The organism is Erythrobacter crassostreae (assembly GCF_019204045.1).
In the GTDB taxonomy this organism is placed as follows: Bacteria; Pseudomonadota; Alphaproteobacteria; order Sphingomonadales; family Sphingomonadaceae; genus Erythrobacter; species Erythrobacter crassostreae.
In genome coordinates this window covers 1,794,911-1,816,283 of the sequence record NZ_JAGSPC010000001.1, presented here as the reverse complement: position 1 = coordinate 1,816,283, position 21,373 = coordinate 1,794,911, and the positions used below count along the sequence as shown (strand labels likewise).

Sequence of the window (21,373 nt, the reverse complement as noted above, 5' to 3'; positions counted from 1 at the left end):
GCGCCAAGGACAGGTCCGCAAAGTGGGAGAAACGGGACATGAAGAGCGCAGCTGAGTTGCTGGTGGAATGCCTTGCCGAGCAAGGGACCGACCGTGTCTTCACCGTTCCGGGGGAAAGCTTCCTAGCGGTGCTCGATGCACTGCATGACACGACCACAATCGAAACCCTCACCTGCCGTCAGGAAGGCGGCGCTGCGTTTATGGCCTGCGCGGATGGCGCGATGGGCGCTGCCGGTTCGGGACGGCCCGGCATCGCGTTCGTGACACGCGGCCCCGGCGCAACCAATGCCAGCATCGGCGTGCATGTCGCGCATCAGGATTCGCAGCCGATGATCCTGTTTGTCGGCGATGTGGCGCGTCCGATGCGCGACCGCGAAGGCTTTCAGGAAGTCGATTTCAGCGCCTATTTCGGGCCGATCTGCAAATGGGCGACACGGATCGATGATCCGGCTCGCATCCCCGAATATATCGCGCGCGCCTATTCAGTCGCGATCAGCGGGCGACCCGGCCCTGTTGTCATCGCTCTTCCCGAAGACATGCTGTGCGATGCAGTTGATCCGGCGATCAAGCCACGCCCTCTGACACACCGCCCCGCTCAGGCGGCATGTCCCGATGCGATGCAGGCCCTGTTTGGCCTGATCGCCGATGCAGCCAGCCCGATTGCGATTATCGGCGGCGCGGGATGGAACGCGAAAGCGCGCGACCACTTTCAGCAATTCGCCGAAAATATCGGCCTTCCCGTGGCGACTGCTTTCCGCCGTCAGGATGCAATTGCGCCTTCCTCCCCTGTCTATGCGGGCAATATGGGCTACGGCCCCAATCCCAAGCTGGTGCAGCGGGTTAAAGACGCAGACCTGATTATCGCTGTTGGCGCGCGCTTGGGTGAGGCAACGACCGACGGATATGAAGTTCCGACATTGGAGCATCCCGATCAATTGCTCGTCCACATCCATCCCGATGCGAATGAATTAGGACGCGTTTACAAAACCGATCTGGAAATGTGCTGCTCTGTCGACGAATTCGCCGAAGCTGCTGCGCTTTGGGAAGACAGCGCAGTCATTCCCTTTGATGCAGGCTCAGAGGCAAATCGCGAATGGCGCGAATGGGCAACGGCAACGCCTTCAGACAATCCGCCTTTGCTGGATATGGCTGCATGCGTGGCTCACATGCGCGAAGCACTCCCCGAAGACAGCATCATCTGCAACGGCGCGGGCAATTTTGCCGGTTGGTGGCACCGTTATTGGCGCTATGCCGGATATCCCAGCCAGCTTGCGCCGACAGCAGGCGCGATGGGTTACGGTGTGCCAGCCGCAGTCGCCGCCGCTCTGCGCCATCCTGAACGCCAGGTTGTCGCGGTGGCCGGTGACGGTGATTTCCTGATGAACGGGCAAGAGCTTGCGACGGCAGTTCAGCACGGCGCGAATTTGCTGGTGCTGGTGATCGACAACGGCGCGTACGGAACGATCCGTATGCATCAAGAGCGCGAATATCCTGCGCGTGTTTCCGGCACGAAATTGTCCAATCCCGACTTCGCCATGCTCGGCGCGGCGTTTGGCGGGTGGAGCGCCACGGCCGCAACCACCCAAGAATTCATGGCCGCACTTGGAGAGGCCCAGAAACGTGAAGGCCTGCGCCTAATTCACATGAAGATCGAGATCGAACAACTCGCCGCCAGCGGGGCAACGATCAGCGGGCTGCGAGCGAAAGCGTAATCGCTTAACCCTCTGCCATTCGGCAGATCAGTTTCCACTCTGCTGGCTTGATCGAGGCAACGGACAGGCGCGACAAGCGCACCAAGTCGCAATCTTCCAGCTTTGGCTCGGCTTTGATTTGTTTCAGACTGACTGGATTGTCCCACTTCACCTTCGGCTTAACCTTCACTGCGGCCCATTTGCCAGTTTGATCCGTTGGATCGAGGATGTTCGCGACGCTGACGGCGCAAATTCCAACAATCTCCAAACCTTCACGGCTGTGATAGAAAAAGCATTCATCGCCGACATTCATGGCCTTCAGGTTGTTTTTCGCTGTATGGTTGCGAACCCCGTCCCAAGTGCCCTCCTGCTCCGCGACTAGATCATCCCAGCTGTATTTGAACGGCTCGGATTTGATCAGCCAATATTGCTTGTTGGCCATGAAATGCTCTCCCGATCGAGTGGATTCTCATAGTAATGACTAACTCTGCGGTCGCTGTGCGGCCACCCCTTATGCGCACTACAATAGTGAATTAACCCGATTTTTAGAGGCTTCGCGCATACCCGCCCACTATTGCTCTGACTATTAGAGCAACAGTCGATCGGGGGGAGGACGCAAGGCGCGTCGTTCAGAGGCAGAAACGGTGACGGATAAAGAGACCAAGGATCGTTTCGGCAGCGCCGAGAAGGATCTGATTGCACTGGGTATCGCGACAGCCGCGATCATCATGTTCGTCGGCACCGGCGGCTCTGTTTTGCCGAGCGTAATTGACGCGATTTTCTCGAATGGCCGGGGCCCTGACAAACTGCTCGCCAATGCGATGCTGCTCAATATTGCGTTGATCGTTTTTGGCTGGCGCCGTTACCGCCAGCTCACCGTAGAGATTTCCGAACGCAAACGGGCCGAGCAACAAGCAAGAGAATTGGCTGAAATCGACCCGCTAACCGGTTGCCTGAACCGGCGCAGCATGGGGATCGCAACAGACAATCTGCGCGAGCGCGCCATGGAGAATGGGCAAGCCGTTGCCTACGCCATGATTGATCTGGATAACTTCAAACAGATCAATGACATGCATGGCCATTCAATCGGTGATCAAGTGCTGGTCAGCCTGTCTGAACGGATCGTTGATCTACTACCTGAAGACGCAATATGCGCGCGTCTTGGCGGAGACGAGTTTGCCTTTGTCATGGCCTATGAGCCGCACATGCGCAGCCGCGTAGATGAGCTTGTCATCCGCCTGTTCGATCGGGTCATCCTGCCCTTCCGCCTTGAATCGCTGGTGATCGATGCAACCATGTCGATCGGCGTGGCAACCGATCACGAAGAACTGGTCCAGAACCTTAGCGTGACAGATGCGAATGAGCTGATGCACCGCGCGGATATCGCGATGTATCACGCCAAGAAACAAGGCAAGAATCGCTATTTCTGGTTCGAGCCGAGCATGGAAAACGAACTGCGCTTCCGCAACGAACTTGAAGCGGGTATTCGGCGCGGTGTCGCAGAGGCCGAGTTCGTGCCGTATTATGAGCAGCAAGTTGACATCAATACCGGCGAATTGGCCGGGTTTGAAATGCTGGCCCGGTGGCAATCGCCGCAGCTTGGCGTTGTCAGTCCGGAAGTCTTTATTCCGATTGCCGAAGAGATTGGCCTCATCTCCGAAGTTTCAGAGCAGCTGATCAAGCGCGCCTTTGCCGATGCACAGTTATGGGATGAAAAGCTGACATTGTCGGTCAATATCTCTCCAGTGCAATTGCGCGATCCATGGTTTGCGCAAAAGCTATTAAAGATGCTGGTCGCGCATAACTTCCCGGCGGAACGCCTTGAAATCGAAGTCACTGAAAGCTGCCTGCACGACAATATCGGCATGGTCCGATCAATGATCACAAGCTTGCGCAATCAGGGCGTAAAGATCAGCCTCGATGATTTCGGAACCGGTTATTCAAGCCTTGAACAGCTGCGCACGCTTCCGTTTGACCGGCTTAAAATTGACCGTTCGTTTGTCAGCGAACTTCGCAGTTCCGGCGGCGACAGCACGATTGTCGATGCCATTGTCTCTTTGGGTCGCGGCCTCAACATTCCGATCACTGCAGAGGGTATCGAGAGCGAAGAGGTTCTCGAAACGCTTAAGGAAATGGGTGATCTGAAAGGGCAAGGCTACCTATTCGGCAAACCTGAAACCTCACAGGAAGTCTTTGAACGCTTGCGCCGCACCAACAAATTGGCAAGCACGCGGGAAACTGGGCAATCCGCCGTGGAACCTCAAGACGAGATCGAGCAAGCGGAAATCCGCCTTCAAGCCTCCGCGAATTAGCAGCATTTCCCCGCTGCACAGACTAGACGCAGCGCCCATGGGTGCATAGATGCCCGAATACTATGCGCATCCCCTTCATCAAGATGCACGGCCTAGGCAATGATTTCGTCGTGCTTGATGCGCGCGAGACCGCCCTGCCCGCAATCACAGACGCAATTGCTGCACGGATCGCTGATAGGCGCGAAGGTATTGGCTGCGATCAGATGATTGTGCTGGAGCCAAGCGACGCGGCCGATTTCAAAATGCGCATTTTCAATGCCGATGGCGGCGAGGTGGAAGCCTGCGGCAATGCCAGCCGCGCGGTTGCTCTGTTGCATGGCACAGCGGCGCGCGTCGAAACCGCTGGCGGCACGATTGCGCTTGAACCTGCTGAAGGCGGAGCGAGCGTTGATATGGGCGTTCCGAAATTCAAATGGGACGCGGTCCCGCTGGCTTACGCAATGGATACCGCGAACATGCCGGTCGGTTGGGATGATCTCGATGCGCCAATGGCAATCAATGTCGGCAACCCGCACGTGATTTTCTTTGTCGACGATGCGGATGCTATCAACCTTGCGGCAATCGGCCCCGTGATCGAAACAGACCCGCTTTTTCCCGAACGCATCAATGTGAATGTCGCAAGCGTGGCTGGCGAAGATCACTTAACGCTTCACGTTTGGGAACGCGGCGTTGGACTTACGCGGGCATGCGGCACGGGCGCCTGTGCCACGGCGGTCGCGGCAATTCGCAAGGGCATTGCCCGCAGTCCGGTGAACGTCACTCTACCGGGCGGCGATCTCACAATTGCGTGGGAGCAAGGCGGATCGATCCGCATGACCGGTCCCGCAACCGAGGCCTATCGCGGATCGTTCGAATGGGATGACTATTCATGAGCGCCCCCGCCAACATTAAACCAGAAGTCATATCGCTCGGCTGCCGCTTGAACATTGCAGAAAGCGAGCGGATGCGCGCTATGCTTGCCGACGCTGGCGATGTTGTCGTGGTGAACTCCTGCGCGGTCACGTCCGAGGCTGTGCGACAGACCCGCCAAGCCATCCGCAAAGCGCGCCGCGCGCGGCCCGATGCGCGCCTGATCGTCACCGGATGCGCCGCCGATATTGAACGCGAACAGATCGCCGATATGCCCGAAGTCGATGGCTTGATAGCGAATCAGAGGAAACTTGATCCGCGAGCGTGGAACGCGCCCGTCGCCGAAACACCGATAGCACCGACCAAGACCCGCGCCTTTATCGCGGTGCAAAACGGCTGCGACCATGATTGCACGTTTTGCGTAATTCCGCAGGGGCGCGGCAAAAGCCGTTCGCTGTCAGTCGCCGAGGCATTGCACCAGATCGAACTTCATCTTGCCCAAGGTGCGAAGGAAGCGGTGCTTACCGGCGTGGATCTTACGAGTTGGGGACATGACCTGCCGGGTGAGCCAAAACTCGGTACGCTCGCCACCGCGATCCTCGCTGAATTTCCCGATCTAACCCGTGTGCGCCTTTCGTCGCTCGACGGGATTGAGATCGACGAAGAACTGTTTGAACTGTTCGCCAGCGAGCAGCGGATTATGCCGCACCTGCACCTTTCGCTGCAGCACGGCGCAGACCTGATCCTGAAACGCATGAAGCGCCGGCATCTGCGCGACGATGCGGTCGATCTTGCCATGGGCCTGAAAGCGCGGCGCCCCGAAATCACCGTCGGTGCCGATCTGATGGCGGGTTTCCCGACAGAGACAGACGCACATCACGCCGAGAACCTTTCGATTATTCGTGAGCTTGGCATTGCGCATGGGCATATCTTCCCGTTCTCGCCCCGCCCCGGCACGCCCGCTGCGCGGATGCCGCAAATGGATCGCGCGATCATTAAAGCGCGCGCCGCCGATTTGCGCGCGGCGGTTTCGGATGTGCGCAGCGCATGGCTCGCCAGCCTTGTGGGTGAAACGCTGCCAATCCTCGCCGAGCGCGACGGAACGGGCTATGCGCCGAATTATGCCCGCGCCCGCCTTCCCGAAGGCACCGAAGCGGGCAACATCGTCAATCTGACCGTGCGCGGTATCGAGGAAGGCCTGTTGGTATGAGCGAGACAAGTTGGAGCGAAAAGCTGCTCGGCGGCTTTCGCAAAACCTCCGACCGGCTCGGCGAAAACCTGTCCGGACTTGCCGGCGGCGGCAAGCTGGACGATGCGACCCTTGACGATATCGAAGACGCGCTCATTATCTCGGACCTTGGCCCGTCGGCGGCCTCGCGCATTCGCGAAAAACTGGCCGAGAAACGCTTCGGTTCTGAAATCACTACGATTGAGCTCAAAGAGGCTGTTGCAGAAGAGATCGCCGAAATTCTGCGTCCGGTCGCCAAACCGCTCGAAGTCACCGCTTTCCCGCGCCCACAAGTCATTCTGGTGATCGGGGTCAACGGATCGGGAAAAACCACCACCATCGCAAAGCTCGCGCATCTCTTTACCGAGGATGATTACGGCGTGCTTTTGGCTGCGGGTGACACGTTCCGCGCAGCCGCCATCGGCCAGCTCGCCACATGGGCAGAGCGCGCGGGCGTGGACATTGTGCGCGGTCCCGAAGGCGGCGATCCGGCCTCCATCGTGTTCGATGCAGTCAAGCAAGCGACCGACACCGGTATCGACGCTTTGGTCGTGGACACGGCCGGACGGCTTCAGAACAAGCGCGAATTGATGGACGAGCTGGAGAAGATACGCCGCGTTCTTGGGCGGCTCAATCCGGAGGCACCGCATGACGTTGTCCTCGTACTCGATGCCACCAACGGGCAAAACGCCCTGTCGCAAATCGACGTGTTCAAGGAGGTTGCAGGCGTCACCGGTCTGATCATGACCAAGCTGGATGGCACGGCGCGCGGCGGTGTCCTTGTGGCCGCGGCCGAGCAATATGGCTTGCCGATCCATGCCATTGGCGTGGGCGAGAAAATGGAAGATTTGCGCCCGTTCGATCCCGATTTGGTCGCGCGCGTCATTGCAGGGGTCGCATGATGACCGAAGAAAGCACCGCCGTAGACGCTATTGAGACGGCCACGGCTAAACCCAAATCCGGTTGGCTCAATATGCTGGTTGATTACGGTCCACTGCTGGTCTTTCTCGCCGTATTCAAACTCTATCCTGTGCCAGCCGATTCCCAGTTCGGCGAGATAGCACCCGTCATTTATGGTACCATCGCCTTTATGGTCGCGGCGGTCATCGCGCTCGCATTCAGCAAGTTCAAGCTCGGCCATGTTTCACCGATGCTGATGCTGTCGACGGCGCTGATTGTCGGGTTCGGCGCGTTGACTGTGTTCTTTGGCGATCCGCGCTTTGTGCAGCTGAAACCCACGATCATTTACGGGTTTTTCGGTGTTATGCTGCTCGGCGGTTTCTTCATGGGCAAGGCTTTGCTCAAAGTTTTGCTGGAGGCCGCGTTCGAAGGCGTAGACGAGCAAGGCTGGCTGAAAATATCGCGCAATTTCGGTATCTTCTTCCTCGCGCTTGCCGGCCTGAACGAAGGTCTGGTCGCCTATATGTCATTCGAGGGATGGCTCTGGGCGAAATTCTGGGTGTTCATGCCGCTCAGTTTGATCTTCACAATGGCCAACCTGCCCATGCTGCTCAAACACGGGCTGGATATCGGGCAAGAGGACGAAGCGGCCGAAGACGAAACGCCGAAAGCTTAGGCTGCGGCGTTTTCCCAGCCCAGCGGTGCGCGGTCGCAATCGGCATAAAGCGCACGGCGGGCCCGCTCGCGCAGCACGTCGCTTACAACCTTTTCCTGATTATCAGTCGTCCGGCTGGTGGTGATCGTGTTCAGGTATCGGCCATGACCAAATTTGGTTTCACGGCGACCCGAGGCGAATATTCTACGAGCAGACATTGAAGAGTTCCTGTTTTTATCTTGCGCACGCTTTACAGTTTGCTGCGCGGGCAAGACAATATCTGCGCCTGTAACATCTTGTTTCAAGCAACAACTTTCCGGCGTAGGATGTGAACATCGCCGCGCTACAGAGTGGCCGTAAAAAGGGGCAAGGATATGAAACGGGTATTTCGGTCAACAATGATTGCGGCATCAATGATCTTGCCTGCGCCGCTTTCTGCGACCCCGCCTATCCCGATGAGCGAGACCGAGCAGGCAACCCCGCAATTGCCGGTGATCCTCACCATGAGAGAGCGCGCCGATGTGATCGACCGCATCCTTGCCGAGCGGCTCGACACCGTCATTCCGCAAATCATGCGCGAGGAAGGCGTCGATCTGTGGCTGATGATGAGCCGCGAATATTTTGAAGAGCCGGTTGTTGCCTCGATGCTGGACGCCAAAAGCATGGCTGCGCGTCGCCGCACGATTCTGATCTTTTTTGATCCCGGAGAAGGCCAGCCTATCGAGCGTCTTACCGTCAGCCGGTACGGACTAGCCGGACTGTTTGAACCATCATGGAACCCCGAAGAACAGCCGGATCAATGGCAAGCCGTCGCCGACATTATTGCCGCGCGCGATCCAGCGAAAATTGCGATCAATTACTCCGATGCGACCGTTTTCGGAGACGGCATGACATACAGCCAGTTTGTGGCGATGAACGAAAAGCTGACGCCGCAATATCGCGACCGGATCGTGTCGGGTGAAACGTTGAGCGTGCGCTGGCTGGAAACCCGTATCCCGTCCGAGATGGGAATCTATCCCACCATCGTGCGCACAGCCCACGCGATTATCGCAGAAGCATTCTCAAACAAGGTCATCACGCCCGGCATTACGACCGCCGCCGATGTGCAGTGGTGGTATCGTGAACGCCTTGCAAAACTTTGCCTGACCCCTTGGTTTCACCCCAGTATCGGTATCCAGCGCGAGGGCGCGGAAGGTATTCTGCGCGGTGACACAGTTATCGAGCACGGCGATCTGCTCTGGACCGATTTCGGCATCACCTATCTGCGGCTGAACACCGATACGCAGCACCTCGCCTATGTCCTGAAACCGGGCGAGAGCGAAGTGCCCGCTGGCCTTGCCGCAGGCCTCGCCAATTCAAACCGCGTGCAGGACATCCTCACCGCCAATTTTGAAGTCGGCCGATCCGGCAATGTCGCCATGCTCAAATCGCGTGCAGAGGCGATTGCAGAGGGCCTCGATCCCTCAATATACACTCACCCAATCGGCACCCATGGTCACGGCGCAGGCCCCGCCATCGGATTTTGGGACAATCAGGAATACGACCCGCGCGGCGCAGGCACGATCCGCGCGAACACGGCATGGTCAATCGAACTGACCACCTATGCCAAAGTGCCCGAATGGGGCGGTCAACGCGTCGATTTCCGAACAGAGGAAGACGCGTATTTCGACGGAGAAACCGTGCGCTATATCGACGGGCGGCAGACGCAAATTACGATGATTGCGGCGGAATGATGGGCGCCATGATGTCCGCTTGTGGGGTGGGAAGCGGAAACTAGACAGGTCGCCAATTCACGGATTGAAGCCATACTCTTTGGCTATCTCCGACTCAGAAATGACCCTCAGGGCAGGTGGGCCACCGCCATGACGCACACTTTCTGGATAGGTATGCTCCCAGTATCTCCCATCTACCGGATCGCGATATAGTTGTGTCCAGCACAAATCTCGGGGATGGGCTTGGACTGCGACAAGACGATAATCAACAAGTCGATCAATCCGTCTAGCTACAGAATCAGCCTGTACTCCGCCGTCCTTTTCAACCCATTGACCAATCAGTTCGGTTTCCGTTTGTAGGAGTTTATCCATGATGTTGATCTCACACTTCACCAGCATATATGAGCGATGGTAACATGATCGTACCTACTTGATAATTGCCCGCAATCAGGTCGTAAGCGGAAACCCTGTCCATATCCCTCAATGCCTTGGACTATTCGCCGTTTTCCTACTCGCTCTGTCCGCGCCATACTGCGCCCGGCTCTTTGAAAATCGCATCCTCGCACGCGTCTCCTGTTGGACAAGTGTCACCCATGTCCAGCATGGCTAAAGCGCTGAATTACTTTGAAAACACCCTGTAGGAGGCACATGACATGTTGGAAAATGTGTCATGCGTGTCCTACAGGCGCAATGCGCCTGCTAAATCTCGACTTGGCTGCCCAATTCAACCACGCGGTTGGTTGGTAGTTTGAAGAAGTCCATCGCGCTGGCCGAGTTTCTCAGCAGCCACGCAAATATCTTCTCGCGCCAGATCGGCATCCCCGGCTTGTCACTCGCCAGCAGCGTTTGGCGCGACAGGAAGAAGCTGGTGTGCATCATATCAAACTCACCGCCGCACTGTTCCATCTGCTTCAGCCCTATGGGCACGTTGGTCTCTTCCATAAACCCAAATGCAGCACCGCACGATAAAACCCGTCGCCCATATCGGTGAATTCGCACCGTTTCTCCGGATCAACGTATGGCACGTCCTGAATATCGACCGTCAGGATCACAACCCGCTCATGCAGCACTTTGTTGTGCTTGATATTGTGCAGCAACGCGGACGGCACACCGGAGCTGGCTGAGGCCATGAAGATCGCGGTGCCGGGCACACGAAGCGCAGAGTTCTTGGCGCTTTTGGCAAAGATTTCCATCGGCAGCGCGTGCTCGCTCATCCGCTCTCGCATCAGTTTGCGGCCTCTCGCCCATGTGGTGAGCAGCAGGAAGGCGATAAAGCCGACCATGAGAGGGAACCAGCCGCCCTCAGGCACTTTGGTCAGGTTCGCAGCGAAGTAAGCGCCATCAACGATCAGGAAGAGAAGCACGACCGGCAGCGCGTACCACCATTTCCACTTCCACACGCCGACGAACAACACTGCCATCAGCAACGTATCGATCGTCACCGCCCCCGTAACCGCGATGCCGTATGCGCTGGCAAGGTTGGACGAGTTTTGGAACGTCAGGACAAGGATAATCACCGCGACCATCAGCGCCCAGTTGATGAAAGGAATATAGATCTGGCCGCCCTCGGTCTCGCTGGTGTGGAGCGTTTTCAAGCGGGGGATGTAGCCCATCTGGATCGCCTGATGCGTGATCGAGAACGCGCCGGAGATTACGGCCTGGCTCGCAATGAATGTCGCGATCGTCGCAAGGAAGACGAGCGGCAAGCGGTATTCTTCACTGGCGAGGAAGAAGAACGGGCTTTGAATGGCTTCGGCAGCTTGTTCCGCTGGCAGGCCGATGATCATCGCGCCCTGGCCGAAGTAATTGAGCAACAGGCACGGCATGACAAAGCCGAACCAGCTGAGACGCATCGGACCGCGTCCAAAGTGCCCCATATCGGAATACAGCGCCTCAGAACCGGTTACAGCAAGAACAACGGAGCCAAGCGCGAGAAAGGCAAGCCATCCATCAATCACGAAGAAATTGATCGCGTAATACGGGTTCAGCGCCCACAGAATCTCAGGCGTGTTGATGATCTGCCACGATCCCATGCCCGCAATCACAGTGAAGTAGACAATCATCACCGGCGCAAACAGCGCCCCGACCTTAGCTGTTCCGCGCTTTTGCAGGACAAACAGGAACACCAGCAGGGCAAGCGCAATCGGGATAACATATTGTTCCAGCCCCTGATCAACGACGGTTAGCCCCTCGACCGCGGAAAGGACCGAAATCGCAGGTGTAATCATCGAGTCGCCATAAAACAGCGACGTCGCAAACACGCCGAGCAAGATCGCCACCCAGCCATATTTTGTCTTGGTTATGCTGCGCGAGATTAGCGCGACGAGGGCAAGACTGCCGCCCTGCCCTTTGTTATCGGCGCGCATCAGGATCGACACATATTGAATAGAAACGACCAGCGTCATCGACCAGAAAATCAGGCTGATCACGCCCAAAACATGCGGAGTGTCGAGCGCAAGCGGATGCGGACCGACAAAGGTTTCGCGGAAAGCATAAAGCGGGCTGGTGCCGATATCGCCGAAGACAACACCGATTGCACCGACGGCGAGCGCGGATTTTGACGCGCTATGCCCATGACCCCCGCTGGGAGCCTGGTGCGCGGGAGCCGCCTTTGCCGGTGCTGTGTCGCTCATATCAGCTGGATTTCCCGATCCTCGGTACTGCCCTTAGGGCGCATCGTGGGTTGATAACGATACGTCCATCGAAATGCGGCTTTCCGCAAGGTCGCGGCCACTAGCACCGACTTTTCGCCCCTGCAACAATTCCCCCGCGTCGAGGTGTGACACTATTGCAGCATCGGCGCATTGGCGATCATGTCATCCAGCTGCGTCACACGCGCCTCCAGATCTTCACGCCACGGTGCGTCTTCGGGAGAACGGGCAAGCAACCCCGCCCAGATATTGCGCGCCTGACGGATCTCACCCGATTGAAGGAACGAAAAACCGAGGAAGAAATCAGCAGCAGGATTGGCCGGATCGATTGCGCGGGCACGGTCATAGGCATGAACCGCTGCCGGAGTCACAAACCCTTCTGCATGGGCGGTCAAAGCCATGGCCAGCGCCAGCCAGCCTTCGATATGGTTGGGATTATCTTCCAACCCCTTACGCAGCAATCCTGCCGCATCATCGAACTGGCCCTTGCGTGCGAATGCATCAGACGTGAGCAGGTAGTTCGGTTTTTGCTGCGTGTCATCAAACAGCGCGGAGCGGGCCTGAACCATGTCCTCGCCAGAGCGCGGCTCCTGGATCATCGCCGCCTTCGGGCTACCCGGCTGATCCGGAGAACCCTGCCAAGCGTAACCGGCGAGGCCGAACAACAGGACCGACCCGAACAGCGCGTAGCCTTCTTTTGGTAGGCGCAGCATGAAAGCCGCAAGCGCGAAAGCGACGAGCGCCAGTGAAAGAATTGCGAGCCACCCGCCCATTACTCATCCCCCTCCATGCGCCGCTTACCCACACGTCGCAGCAGGATCAGCAACGCGACAAGGATCAAGAGCGCGGGCACAGCAAAAAGCGGCCACGTGGTCGAGCTAACCTCTGGCTGGTAACTGACATAATCGCCATATCGATCGACCAGCCAAGCACGGATCGCCTCGGGCTCTTCTCCAGCGAGAATTTTGGTGCGGACCTGATGGCGCATATCGCCGGCCATCGGCGCATCGCTGTCATTGATCGCTTGAGACTGACATTTGAGGCACCGCAGAGTGCTCATCAGTTCAGTAGCCTTGGCCTCAAGCGCGGGGTCTTCAAGCTGCGTGTACGCATAGGGCGCAGGCGGCATAGTATCCTGAGCAGAAAGCGGTGCTGCGATTATCGCGAGCATGAGAAGAACCGTGCGGATCATTGCACATCTTCCAGGATTTGCAGCAGCTTCGGGACATCACTCGCGCGAATATCGCCAATATGCTGATGCCGAATGTTACCCTTGGCATCGATTACAAAGGTTTCAGGCACGCCGGCCGCGCCGATTTCGATCTGGAGCTGTGAAATGTCATCGGCGCCGATGCGCGTATATGGATTGCCATACCGATTGAGGAAATCGCCCACGTCCTCCGGCTTGTCACGGATCGCGATGCCAATGATTTCGACGCCTTCTTCTTTGAGAGCTTCAAGCTGCGGAGCCTCTGCAATGCAAGGCAGACACCAACTCGCCCAAACATTCAGCAGCTTTGGCTTTCCGCCAATGAAATCCGCACGCGATGTGCCGGGCAACCCATCGACCGCTGGCGGCAGAGTGAATTCGGGCAGAGGTTTGTTGACCATATGGGATGGCACAGCTTCAAATCGGCCATTGGCCAGCATGTAACCGGCGAGCCCTGCGAAAAACAGAAACAGGGCGAGTGGAATGAAAAAGACGGGGCGCATTATTCGGCAGGCTCCGGTTGAGGTGCGCCGGAAAGCGCGGCCTTGTCATCGCGGCGGGCTTTCCCTTTGCGTACGGCGCTACGCCGTTTGAGGTCCAGACGAACGCGGCCGACAATCGAAAGCACGCCGCCGAGCGAAATCAGCAAGCCGCCATACCAGATGAAAGTCACGAACGGTTTCCACCACACGCGAAGCTGCCAGCGGCCATCTTCGGACTGTTCACCGATCACCGCATAAAGCTGCCCGTCCCAGCGGGTTACCAGAGCGCTTTCGCTGGTCGCTTGAGCCGGTGCCCAAAAGTTGCGGGCCTGCGGATTGATAATCGTCGGTTCTTCATCCCCGCGCGAGACCGCAAGGCGCGCTTCCACCGCTGTCCAGTTCGGACCGGCGACCGGGTCCACACCCATTAGCTCTATGTTCCAATCGCCCAGCTGCTCGGTTGAACCGGGAGTAACCGCAGCGAGGCGCTCTTCTGTAAACGCGCTCTCGCTCGCCATACCGAACAGCGAAACCGCAACGCCGAAATGAGCCATGATCATGCCCCACGTTGCAAGCGGCACGCGCCCGATCTTTCGACCTCGAAGCGGCAGGAAAGCCGCGATTCCAAGCGCTACAGAAAGTGCGAGACCAAGGACCGCAAGGATCGAATAGTCGCCTAAAATCGCAACCACAGACACAACCGCGATGGCAACCGCGGCGATCAGCGACAATTCAAACTGAATACGCGCGGGTTTGTCCTGTTTCCAACGCAGCAGCGGCCCAACGCCCATCACTATAAACATAGGGATCGCGAAGATCGCACCGGCCGGGTTGAAGTATGGCGGTCCGACCGAAACGCGCACATCAAACGCTTCTGTTAGCAACGGATAGAGCGTGCCCAGCAACACAATCGCCAAAATCGCGGAGAGCATCACATTGTTAAAAACCAGCGCGCTCTCACGGCTTGTCACGGAAAACCGCTTGCCCTCGGTAATGGAGCCCGCTCGCACGGCAAAGATCGCCAAAGCACCGCCAATATACAGGCCAAGAAGCAAGAGTATGAAGCTGCCCCGTTCCGGATCGACTGCAAAGGCATGCACGCTCGTCAGCACGCCAGAACGCACAAGGAATGTTCCCAGCATCGACATAGAAAATGCCAGCACGCCAAGCATGATCGTCCACGTCCTAAGCGCATCTCGCGCCGCCAGAACGCTAACCGAATGCAGCAATGCCGTCGCCGCAAGCCATGGCATGAGCGAGGAATTTTCTACCGGGTCCCAAAACCACCAGCCACCCCAGCCAAGCTCATAATACGCCCAGTATGATCCGGCGGTAATCCCCAGCGTGAGGAACACCCACGCAAACAGTACCCATGGCCGCATGACCTTGGCGAAATCAGGCGTAACCTGCTTTGCAATCAAAGCGCCCATGGCGAGGCTGAACGCGACAGAAAGGCCGACATAACCAACATAAAGCGTCGGCGGGTGAATCGCGAGACCGATGTCCTGAAGCAGCGGATTGAGGCCAGTCCCTTCGACCGCAGGGATGGGCAGACGCTCAAACGGATTGGAGCTGAGCAGCAGAAAAGCATAGAAGCCGAGCGCCACAAAGCCCTGCACAGCCAGCGTTGCACTCATCGTCTTGTGCGGCAGTCTCCGCTCCAGTCCCGCAAGCAGGCCGCCCGATAACGCAAGCACTGCGACCCAAAGCAGCATCGAGCCTTCGTGGTTCCCCCACGTGCCTGTCAGCTTGTACAGCATAGGCTTCATCGAGTGTGAATTGGTCGCGACCAGCTTGATCGATAGATCGGTTATCGCGAAAGCCCAGAGCAGCAGGAAGAATGCCAGCACCGCCAAAAACGCCTGAACAACCGCGGCGGGGCGCGCATAAATCGCTAACGCTGCGCCCTTCTCGCCTGCGCGCAGGCCCAGCACGCCGGAAACAATCTGCAAGACAGCCAATGCCGTTGCGAGCCATAATGCGGCAAGGCCGAGTTCAGCGATCATGCTTATAGGCCCCTAATCAATCCCGATGGTGGTATCGGCGTAGTCGGAAGGCTGATGCGCCTCCAACCCTTCGAGTTCACGCGGCACATAGTTCTCGTCATGTTTGGCAAGCAGGTTGGTTGCCTGAAAGACACCGTCCGCATCAAGACTGCCATCCGCCACCACGCCGGACCCTTCAACGAAAAGGTCGGGCAAAATGCCGCTATACCGGACGGGCACAGTGCTCGCCTCATTGCCTGTGACGACAAACTTCACGGTAATGCCATCAGGTTGCGGCGTAATGGACCCCGCTTGGACCATACCGCCCAAGCGCACCGCTTGACCAACAGCCGGCGGCTCCGCAGCCATTTGCTCTGGCAGGTAGAAATAATTCGCTTGATTGCGCAGTGTCCATGTCGCGATCAGGCCAGCAGCGACAATCGCCACCAGCGCCAAAATGACCAGCACTAACCGTTGATGCTTCGCTTTCATTTGCGTTTCACCTCATCCCGGCGTTTTTCCGCACGGCGCATCGCCTGCCAACTCCATGCAATCAATATAGCAAGCGCGCCCAGCCCGATTGCATAGGCCGCAATGACATAGTCCCAGTGATCCAACGCTTCCCGCATTATGCACTCTCCGCCATTGGCCTTGCAGCAACCGGCGCGTCGTCATCCAGAGCGCGGCGGCGCAAGCGCGCCTCAACCTGTTGCTCGGCTATCAAAGCCCGCATCCGCATCAAGACTATCCCGCCAAACAGCAGAGAAAAGCCGATTACGGCGGCGAGCAGTGGCCACAGGTAGCTTGCATCAATCGATGAGCCGCCGGCGGTGATGCTCGGTGGTTGATGGAGTGAATTCCACCACACGACGCTGCGGTTGATGATCGGAATATTGATTGCGCCTACAATACCGAAAATCGCCGCAATCTTGACCGATCCACCTTCGCGGGCGGTCGCTTGGGCCAAGGCAATGTATCCGGCGTAAAGAAACAACAGCACCAACATGCTGGTCAGCCGTCCGTCCCACACCCACCATGTGCCCCATGTCGGGCGGCCCCAGATCGAACCGGTCGCGAGGCAAATAGCAGTGAAGGTCATTCCTGGCAGCGCTATGGCGCGCGCGGCAATGCTAGCAAGCGGGTGTTTCCAGATCAGAAGCACAGCGGAAGAAATCGCAATTCCTGCCCAACCGCCCATTCCGAGCCAAGCGGCGGGCACATGGATAAACAGGATGCGCACACTCTCACCCATCAGCCGATCAGGTGCGACGTTGATTATGCCCCACACAATCGCGCCCAGCGACAGCACCAAACCGCTCCAGAAAAGAAGCGGTGTCAGCCACTGCGCAAGTGACAGGAATCGTTTTGGGTTAGCGTAAATATGCATCGTTTTGGCCTTGCCGCCGTTCTAATGCCCCCTGCGCCGCCCGCAAGGGCGCAAATTGCGCAATACCCTGTCGCAAATGGTGCAATAGGACTGCTTAGCCCCGCCCGATCAGATCCTGAGCCATCCGGTCGGCCACAACATCAGGCGATGTGCCTGTCTCGTCGCTCTTTTGCCAAACCTGTTCAAGCTTTTGCGGGATTGTTGCAATGCGTTGATGCACTTCTTCGATACCGGCCGATTTGCCGTCACGGCGGGCGAGATACTCGGTTGCAACCGAGATGATACCACCAGCGTTGATGACATAGTCTGGCGCGAACAGAATATCGCGTTCAAACAGAGCTTTGCCGTGATGCGCGCGGGCGAGTTGATTGTTCGCGCCGCCAGCAACGATCGCCGTGTCGAGCGCCGCGATGCTGTCTTCATCTAGGATTGCGCCAAGTGCATTCGGGCTGAGCACATCACAGGGTGTGGTCAGAATGCTGTCTGCATCAACGGATTGACCGCCGAGTTCAGCCGCCAGAGCCGCTGCGCGGTCGGCGTTGATGTCGGCAAGCGTCAACTTGGCTCCGTCTTTGGCGAGCAATTTCGCGACACCGCCGCCAACGCTGCCAATGCCTTGCACTGCGACATGGACACCTGCGACGCTGTCTTTGCCCAGCTTGTGACGGACAGCCGCCTTAATTCCAAGATAAATGCCCATCGCGGTGAACGGGCCGGGATCACCGCCTGCGGCATTGTCACCCGAAACCGGAAGGCCTGAAACATGCGCCGTCCGCTTTGAAACAGCGACCATATCGGCCTCACTGATTCCAACGTCTTCTGCGGTAACATATTCTCCGCCCAAGCCTTCTACAGCATCACCGAATGCGGCAAGCAATTCAGGGGTCTTGGTCCGCGCTTCGTCGGCAAGAATAACGGCTTTGCCGCCGCCCATCGGCAGGCCCGCCATCGCGTTCTTATAGCTCATCCCTCTGGAAAGACGCAGCGCGTCGCGCAGTCCGGCTTTCGGGTCGGGATAGTGCCAGAACCGGGTACCGCCAGCGCCCGGGCCGAGATGGGTCGAATGAACCGCAATAATCGCCATCAGACCACTTTCGCGATCGCGCACAATATGCACCATCTCGTGGTCGTCAAAATCCGGTTCAGTCCAGAATGCGGTCATATACGTCAACGCCCCAATATGGCGCACAGGTCACCCAGCAGATCCATCGGAGGATCATCGGAAACAGTGGGAAAATGGGGCGATCGAGGGGTCTTGAACCCCCGACCTCCGGTACCACAAACCGGCGCTCTAACCAACTGAGCTACGATCGCCACATGCCCCTTCCCGACGCAACCTTTTGGGTTACTGCCAAGCCCGCGCAGGGGGGCGTGATAAGCCTGTCACGTGGCCCGTCAAGGCTACGCTTTAGCGGCGCGAGCCTGTTGCACAAAGTGCCTTGGATGGGAAGCGAAAACTGATTCCGCAGCGACTTTGCGCAAGATTCTTTCGCGGGGCTTTTCCTTGCCTTGGCGAGAGCCGTCCGCGAAGCTATCCCGTCAGCATGCACGGCCCCGGTGATTCCTCCATTGAATTCCTTCGCACGCATCACGGCGTCATGCGTGTTCCGTCGCCGAAAATTGAGATGGTGGTGAAACCGGCTTTCCTGCCGCCTGCCCTCTGCGCGGATTTGATCCACCTGATCGAAACGGATCGCCGCCCATCGACATTGGCTGATTACAACGGTGATACTGCATTCCGCACCAGCGAAACCTGCGACATGAAAGTCGAAGAACCCGCCGTGCGGGAAGCCGAGCGGATGCTGACCGACTTTACCGGGATCAACCCGGCGCATGGCGAGACGCTTCAAGGTCAACGTTACGAAGTTGGTCAGGAATTCAAGCAGCACACTGACTGGTTCAATCCAGATGGAGAAGATTGGGAGAAATTCTGTAGCGTCGCAGGCCAGCGGACGTGGACATTCATGGTCTATCTAAATGATGTCGAGGCAGGCGGAACCACGCGGTTCAAATCTATTGGAAAGAAAGTCGAACCCGAAGCGGGCAAACTGGTCGGATGGAACAATCGGAAAGCCGATGGTAGCGGCAACGTGAACACACTTCATCATGCGATGAAGGTGCGTAAGGGCATGAAGTACGTGATCACCAAGTGGTATCGCGAGAAACCTTGGGGATGAGTCGGCCAATCGCCCTGATTGCGCTTTTGGGGATGGCAGCGTGTGACAGTGTCACAGACACGGCGGGACCGAAACAGATTTTTGGCTGCTACTTCTCCGAAGTAGGTGAGCCGCTCCATGTGGGCCGCAACACTATCCAGACCGAAAATCGCGGACTGTTCGAAGAATATCGTTTTGAACGATCAAATACCGTCGAGCATTTTGGTACGATCCTATTGGAAGGTCATAAGGCCGCAACCTTCGATCGCGAAAGTGGAGCGTTTTTGGGTTGGATCAGCGTATACCCTCAGTCCATGGCCCTAGCTGAAGGGCCTCCAACGACCAGTATCAATATCTCGAAATGTGACGAGCGTTTTTGCTTCTCGATGCCCACCATCGCCGGAGAGGAAAATGCCTTTTATCAAAAGAACGAATGCGATGGTGCTTTTCTGGTGAACTAGTCCGCCAAACTTCAAACTATCAGGTAGGATTTTCCCAAGCCTAAACAGAAAAAGGCGAGCCCGTCAGCCCGCCTTTCCCTTACAGCCGAAGCTGCAAACTGATGTTTCGAACGCTTGCGAGCGAAACCTAATTCTTGAGCGCCGATTACTTTTTGAGGCTGAGCCCGCCAAAGCGCTTGTTAAACGCGGCAACGCGGCCACCTTCTTGAAGCTGCTGCTTACCACCGGTCCATGCCGGGTGGCTGGTAGGGTCAATCTCGAGAGCGAGCGTGTCGCCTTCTTTGCCCCAGGTCGAGCGGGTTTCAAACTCGGTACCATCGGTCATCTTGACCTTGATGGTGTGATACTCTGGATGCCCTTCGGCTTTCATAACTCTGGTCCTTCTGAGCGTTCACCGGTTCCGACCGGCAATGCTATAAAATAGGGAAGCGGCGCATTTAACGCGATTCGGGGGAATTGCAAGCGGAGTCGCGATCAGCCTTGCGGCGGATCGGCGATCATTGCGGTGAATTCAGTCTCACAGGTTGTTTTGCCCTCAACGCTTGCCTTGCCTTTGAATTTGTAAATCGTCCGGCGTTGCTGGAGAAATTCCACTTCAAGGTCGAGCAGGCAGCCCGGCGTCACCGGTGCCCGGAATTTCGCGCCGTCGATACCCATGAAAATCACCAGCTTGCCTGTGCCGGAAAGTTCCAATGTCTCGATCCCGAGGATTGCAGCCGCTTGGGCCAAAGCCTCGATCTGAAGAACGCCCGGCATGATCGGAGCGCCAGGAAAATGACCCTGAAAAAACTCCTCGTTCATGCTGACGGCTTTTACCGCATGGATCCGTTCATTGAGGTGGATCGATTTGACACGGTCCACCAGCAATAGCGGGTAACGGTGAGGCAGAGCTTTCAGAATTTTGTGAATATCATAATCCACAATCGGCTCTTTCGGCGTATCCGGTGAAGTCACTTCTTCGCTCATGCCCTGCCCCCGTTACTCAATGCGTCTCGACGTGCCTCAGCGGCCTTCCGGCGCCTGTGTATTTCCCTGCTGCTGCTGTTGAGCCGCCTGCTGCTGCTGGATCAGCTGCGCGGTGAGCAGGGTTTGCTGGATCTCTTGGAAAATCGTCGCGCCCTGACGGCTTGGGCGGTAATCAGCTGGCGGAACGATGCCGACAGTTGGCACCTTTGTATTCAGGTTGGTCACGATCAAAGGCGTAATGTCCAAACCTTCGCCTGCGAATTGAATCGCCTCTGGTTCGAAGACTACGACGATTTGCTGGGCGGTGGAGATTTCCTGAAGCGCTACCGGGTACTGGCGCAGAATTTGTTCAACCGCGAAGATACGCGCGTTGTTCACTTGCTGGTTGATTGCCGCAATTTCGGATTCAAGCGTGGTGATCTGAGCAACGTTTGGTGCGTTCTGCACAGCTCTCATCTCAGAATCTTCGATCTGTCCGCTGCCATTTGTATCGAATGGCTGAAGCAAAGTGGATAGCTCCTGCTGCTTGGTCCGGCGTGTTTCAAGCTGTGCAGCGTACGTCGTATTGACCTGCTGATACGCGGTTTGCAGCGCGGTTGTACCGAGAATCGCACGAGCAACATTTGCTGTGGCGATATTGCCCTGAACCTGAGCGGTCGCTGGAACGGTTGTGGCAACAGCCGCGAGCGCAAGGCCCGCAGGCGCGAGAAGTTTCATAACAGATTTCA

General features: G+C 57.3%; 23 protein-coding genes, 1 tRNA gene and 1 pseudogene. 9 read left to right on the top strand and 16 right to left on the bottom strand.

The window, feature by feature from the left end; all coding sequences use genetic code 11:
* Positions 1-38 precede the first annotated feature (38 nt).
* Positions 39-1,712: a thiamine pyrophosphate-binding protein gene (locus tag KCG46_RS08920; RefSeq protein WP_218404887.1), complete on the top strand. Its 1,674-nt coding sequence runs from the start codon at positions 39-41 to the stop codon at positions 1,710-1,712.
* Between the two features lie 4 nt (positions 1,713-1,716).
* Here the strand turns inward: KCG46_RS08920 and KCG46_RS08915 are convergent, their stop codons facing one another.
* Positions 1,717-2,133: an EVE domain-containing protein gene (locus KCG46_RS08915; RefSeq protein WP_218404886.1), complete on the bottom strand. Its 417-nt coding sequence runs from the start codon at positions 2,131-2,133 to the stop codon at positions 1,717-1,719.
* Positions 2,134-2,335: 202 nt separating this feature from the next.
* Between KCG46_RS08915 and KCG46_RS08910 the strand changes: the two genes are divergently transcribed.
* The 5 genes from KCG46_RS08910 (at position 2,336) to KCG46_RS08890 (ending at position 7,656) form a co-directional block, all read left to right on the top strand.
* Positions 2,336-4,003: a putative bifunctional diguanylate cyclase/phosphodiesterase gene (locus KCG46_RS08910; protein ID WP_369410182.1), complete on the top strand. Its 1,668-nt coding sequence runs from the start codon at positions 2,336-2,338 to the stop codon at positions 4,001-4,003.
* Positions 4,004-4,065: 62 nt separating this feature from the next.
* A complete protein-coding gene (gene dapF / locus KCG46_RS08905) occupies positions 4,066-4,875 on the top strand; it encodes a diaminopimelate epimerase (protein ID WP_218404885.1) in 810 nt (269 codons plus the stop codon).
* Complete coding sequence (locus tag KCG46_RS08900; protein WP_218404884.1) at positions 4,872-6,062, top strand: MiaB/RimO family radical SAM methylthiotransferase; 1,191 nt, start codon at positions 4,872-4,874, stop codon at positions 6,060-6,062. Before dapF ends, KCG46_RS08900 begins: the two co-directional genes overlap by 4 nt.
* The gene (gene ftsY / locus KCG46_RS08895) at positions 6,059-6,982 is read left to right on the top strand and encodes a signal recognition particle-docking protein FtsY (RefSeq protein ID WP_218404883.1); all 924 of its coding nucleotides are present in this window, start codon (positions 6,059-6,061) and stop codon (positions 6,980-6,982) included. Before KCG46_RS08900 ends, ftsY begins: the two co-directional genes overlap by 4 nt.
* Positions 6,979-7,656 carry an inner membrane-spanning protein YciB gene (locus KCG46_RS08890; RefSeq protein ID WP_439648824.1) on the top strand — a complete coding sequence of 226 codons (678 nt, stop codon included), beginning with the start codon at positions 6,979-6,981 and terminating at the stop codon, positions 7,654-7,656. The genes ftsY and KCG46_RS08890 overlap by 4 nt, the downstream gene beginning before the upstream one ends.
* On the opposite strand, the gene KCG46_RS08885 is transcribed toward KCG46_RS08890, so the two are convergent.
* The gene (locus KCG46_RS08885; RefSeq protein ID WP_218404882.1) at positions 7,653-7,853 is read right to left on the bottom strand and encodes a hypothetical protein; all 201 of its coding nucleotides are present in this window, start codon (positions 7,851-7,853) and stop codon (positions 7,653-7,655) included. The genes KCG46_RS08890 and KCG46_RS08885 overlap by 4 nt on opposite strands.
* Before the next feature lie 156 nt (positions 7,854-8,009).
* On the opposite strand from KCG46_RS08885, the gene KCG46_RS08880 reads away from it, so the two are divergent.
* A complete protein-coding gene (locus KCG46_RS08880; protein WP_255551847.1) occupies positions 8,010-9,368 on the top strand; it encodes a M24 family metallopeptidase in 1,359 nt (452 codons plus the stop codon).
* A 57-nt stretch (positions 9,369-9,425) separates the two neighbouring features.
* Here KCG46_RS08880 and KCG46_RS08875 read toward each other — a convergent pair whose 3' ends face one another.
* From KCG46_RS08875 to KCG46_RS08825, 11 genes and pseudogenes are all read right to left on the bottom strand, one after another.
* Positions 9,426-9,719 carry an Imm27 family immunity protein gene (locus KCG46_RS08875; RefSeq protein ID WP_218404881.1) on the bottom strand — a complete coding sequence of 98 codons (294 nt, stop codon included), beginning with the start codon at positions 9,717-9,719 and terminating at the stop codon, positions 9,426-9,428.
* 327 nt (positions 9,720-10,046) lie between these two features.
* A pseudogene (locus tag KCG46_RS08870) lies at positions 10,047-11,980 on the bottom strand (potassium transporter Kup).
* Between the two features lie 152 nt (positions 11,981-12,132).
* Positions 12,133-12,771 (bottom strand): tetratricopeptide repeat protein, encoded by a 639-nt coding sequence (locus KCG46_RS08865; RefSeq protein ID WP_218404880.1) that lies wholly within the window; start codon positions 12,769-12,771, stop codon positions 12,133-12,135.
* On the bottom strand, positions 12,771-13,190 hold the full coding sequence (locus KCG46_RS08860; RefSeq protein WP_218404879.1) for a cytochrome c-type biogenesis protein: 420 nt from the start codon (positions 13,188-13,190) through the stop codon (positions 12,771-12,773). Before KCG46_RS08860 ends, KCG46_RS08865 begins: the two co-directional genes overlap by 1 nt.
* Positions 13,187-13,711 carry a DsbE family thiol:disulfide interchange protein gene (locus tag KCG46_RS08855; RefSeq protein ID WP_218404878.1) on the bottom strand — a complete coding sequence of 175 codons (525 nt, stop codon included), beginning with the start codon at positions 13,709-13,711 and terminating at the stop codon, positions 13,187-13,189. The genes KCG46_RS08860 and KCG46_RS08855 overlap by 4 nt, the downstream gene beginning before the upstream one ends.
* On the bottom strand, positions 13,711-15,696 hold the full coding sequence (locus KCG46_RS08850) for a heme lyase CcmF/NrfE family subunit (RefSeq protein WP_218404877.1): 1,986 nt from the start codon (positions 15,694-15,696) through the stop codon (positions 13,711-13,713). The genes KCG46_RS08855 and KCG46_RS08850 overlap by 1 nt, the downstream gene beginning before the upstream one ends.
* 12 nt (positions 15,697-15,708) lie before the next feature.
* Complete coding sequence (gene ccmE, locus KCG46_RS08845; RefSeq protein ID WP_218404876.1) at positions 15,709-16,167, bottom strand: cytochrome c maturation protein CcmE; 459 nt, start codon at positions 16,165-16,167, stop codon at positions 15,709-15,711.
* Positions 16,164-16,304 carry a heme exporter protein CcmD gene (gene ccmD, locus KCG46_RS08840; RefSeq protein WP_218404875.1) on the bottom strand — a complete coding sequence of 47 codons (141 nt, stop codon included), beginning with the start codon at positions 16,302-16,304 and terminating at the stop codon, positions 16,164-16,166. Before ccmD ends, ccmE begins: the two co-directional genes overlap by 4 nt.
* A complete protein-coding gene (gene ccmC, locus KCG46_RS08835) occupies positions 16,304-17,062 on the bottom strand; it encodes a heme ABC transporter permease CcmC (RefSeq protein WP_218404874.1) in 759 nt (252 codons plus the stop codon). Before ccmC ends, ccmD begins: the two co-directional genes overlap by 1 nt.
* 94 nt (positions 17,063-17,156) lie before the next feature.
* On the bottom strand, positions 17,157-18,224 hold the full coding sequence (locus KCG46_RS08830; RefSeq protein WP_218404873.1) for a Leu/Phe/Val dehydrogenase: 1,068 nt from the start codon (positions 18,222-18,224) through the stop codon (positions 17,157-17,159).
* A 75-nt stretch (positions 18,225-18,299) separates the two neighbouring features.
* Positions 18,300-18,376: transfer RNA gene (locus KCG46_RS08825), tRNA-His, on the bottom strand.
* A gap of 230 nt (positions 18,377-18,606) precedes the next feature.
* Here KCG46_RS08825 and KCG46_RS08820 point away from each other — a divergent pair.
* A complete protein-coding gene (locus KCG46_RS08820; protein ID WP_218404872.1) occupies positions 18,607-19,239 on the top strand; it encodes a prolyl hydroxylase family protein in 633 nt (210 codons plus the stop codon).
* Positions 19,236-19,679: a hypothetical protein gene (locus KCG46_RS08815; RefSeq protein WP_218404871.1), complete on the top strand. Its 444-nt coding sequence runs from the start codon at positions 19,236-19,238 to the stop codon at positions 19,677-19,679. The genes KCG46_RS08820 and KCG46_RS08815 overlap by 4 nt, the downstream gene beginning before the upstream one ends.
* 145 nt (positions 19,680-19,824) lie before the next feature.
* Here the strand turns inward: KCG46_RS08815 and rpmE are convergent, their stop codons facing one another.
* From rpmE to KCG46_RS08800, 3 genes are all read right to left on the bottom strand, one after another.
* The gene (rpmE, locus tag KCG46_RS08810; RefSeq protein WP_218404870.1) at positions 19,825-20,049 is read right to left on the bottom strand and encodes a 50S ribosomal protein L31; all 225 of its coding nucleotides are present in this window, start codon (positions 20,047-20,049) and stop codon (positions 19,825-19,827) included.
* A 104-nt stretch (positions 20,050-20,153) separates the two neighbouring features.
* A complete protein-coding gene (fabZ, locus tag KCG46_RS08805) occupies positions 20,154-20,645 on the bottom strand; it encodes a 3-hydroxyacyl-ACP dehydratase FabZ (RefSeq protein ID WP_218404869.1) in 492 nt (163 codons plus the stop codon).
* A gap of 36 nt (positions 20,646-20,681) precedes the next feature.
* Positions 20,682-21,362, bottom strand: coding sequence for an OmpH/Skp family outer membrane protein (locus KCG46_RS08800; RefSeq protein ID WP_255551846.1), 681 nt, complete (start codon positions 21,360-21,362; stop codon positions 20,682-20,684).
* Positions 21,363-21,373: the final 11 nt, after the last annotated feature.

Excerpts from the sequence above, each read along its gene's own strand:
- KCG46_RS08900 (WP_218404884.1), top strand. The coding sequence starts at position 4,872 with ATGAGCGCCCCCGCCAACATTAAACCAGAAGTCATATCGCTCGGCTGC.
- KCG46_RS08915 (WP_218404886.1), bottom strand. The coding sequence starts at position 2,133 with ATGGCCAACAAGCAATATTGGCTGATCAAATCCGAGCCGTTCAAATAC.
- ccmD (WP_218404875.1), bottom strand. The coding sequence starts at position 16,304 with ATGCGGGAAGCGTTGGATCACTGGGACTATGTCATTGCGGCCTATGCA.
- ccmE (WP_218404876.1), bottom strand. The coding sequence starts at position 16,167 with ATGAAAGCGAAGCATCAACGGTTAGTGCTGGTCATTTTGGCGCTGGTG.
- KCG46_RS08860 (WP_218404879.1), bottom strand. The coding sequence starts at position 13,190 with ATGATCCGCACGGTTCTTCTCATGCTCGCGATAATCGCAGCACCGCTT.
- dapF (WP_218404885.1), top strand. The coding sequence starts at position 4,066 with ATGCGCATCCCCTTCATCAAGATGCACGGCCTAGGCAATGATTTCGTC.
- ccmC (WP_218404874.1), bottom strand. The coding sequence starts at position 17,062 with ATGCATATTTACGCTAACCCAAAACGATTCCTGTCACTTGCGCAGTGG.
- KCG46_RS08885 (WP_218404882.1), bottom strand. The coding sequence starts at position 7,853 with ATGTCTGCTCGTAGAATATTCGCCTCGGGTCGCCGTGAAACCAAATTT.
- rpmE (WP_218404870.1), bottom strand. The coding sequence starts at position 20,049 with ATGAAAGCCGAAGGGCATCCAGAGTATCACACCATCAAGGTCAAGATG.
- fabZ (WP_218404869.1), bottom strand. The coding sequence starts at position 20,645 with ATGAGCGAAGAAGTGACTTCACCGGATACGCCGAAAGAGCCGATTGTG.
- KCG46_RS08800 (WP_255551846.1), bottom strand. The coding sequence starts at position 21,362 with ATGAAACTTCTCGCGCCTGCGGGCCTTGCGCTCGCGGCTGTTGCCACA.
- KCG46_RS08830 (WP_218404873.1), bottom strand. The coding sequence starts at position 18,224 with ATGACCGCATTCTGGACTGAACCGGATTTTGACGACCACGAGATGGTG.
- KCG46_RS08865 (WP_218404880.1), bottom strand. The coding sequence starts at position 12,771 with ATGGGCGGGTGGCTCGCAATTCTTTCACTGGCGCTCGTCGCTTTCGCG.
- KCG46_RS08875 (WP_218404881.1), bottom strand. The coding sequence starts at position 9,719 with ATGGATAAACTCCTACAAACGGAAACCGAACTGATTGGTCAATGGGTT.
- KCG46_RS08850 (WP_218404877.1), bottom strand. The coding sequence starts at position 15,696 with ATGATCGCTGAACTCGGCCTTGCCGCATTATGGCTCGCAACGGCATTG.
- KCG46_RS08815 (WP_218404871.1), top strand. The coding sequence starts at position 19,236 with ATGAGTCGGCCAATCGCCCTGATTGCGCTTTTGGGGATGGCAGCGTGT.
- KCG46_RS08890 (WP_439648824.1), top strand. The coding sequence starts at position 6,979 with ATGATGACCGAAGAAAGCACCGCCGTAGACGCTATTGAGACGGCCACG.
- KCG46_RS08820 (WP_218404872.1), top strand. The coding sequence starts at position 18,607 with ATGCACGGCCCCGGTGATTCCTCCATTGAATTCCTTCGCACGCATCAC.
- KCG46_RS08920 (WP_218404887.1), top strand. The coding sequence starts at position 39 with ATGAAGAGCGCAGCTGAGTTGCTGGTGGAATGCCTTGCCGAGCAAGGG.
- ftsY (WP_218404883.1), top strand. The coding sequence starts at position 6,059 with ATGAGCGAGACAAGTTGGAGCGAAAAGCTGCTCGGCGGCTTTCGCAAA.
- KCG46_RS08855 (WP_218404878.1), bottom strand. The coding sequence starts at position 13,711 with ATGCGCCCCGTCTTTTTCATTCCACTCGCCCTGTTTCTGTTTTTCGCA.
- KCG46_RS08880 (WP_255551847.1), top strand. The coding sequence starts at position 8,010 with ATGAAACGGGTATTTCGGTCAACAATGATTGCGGCATCAATGATCTTG.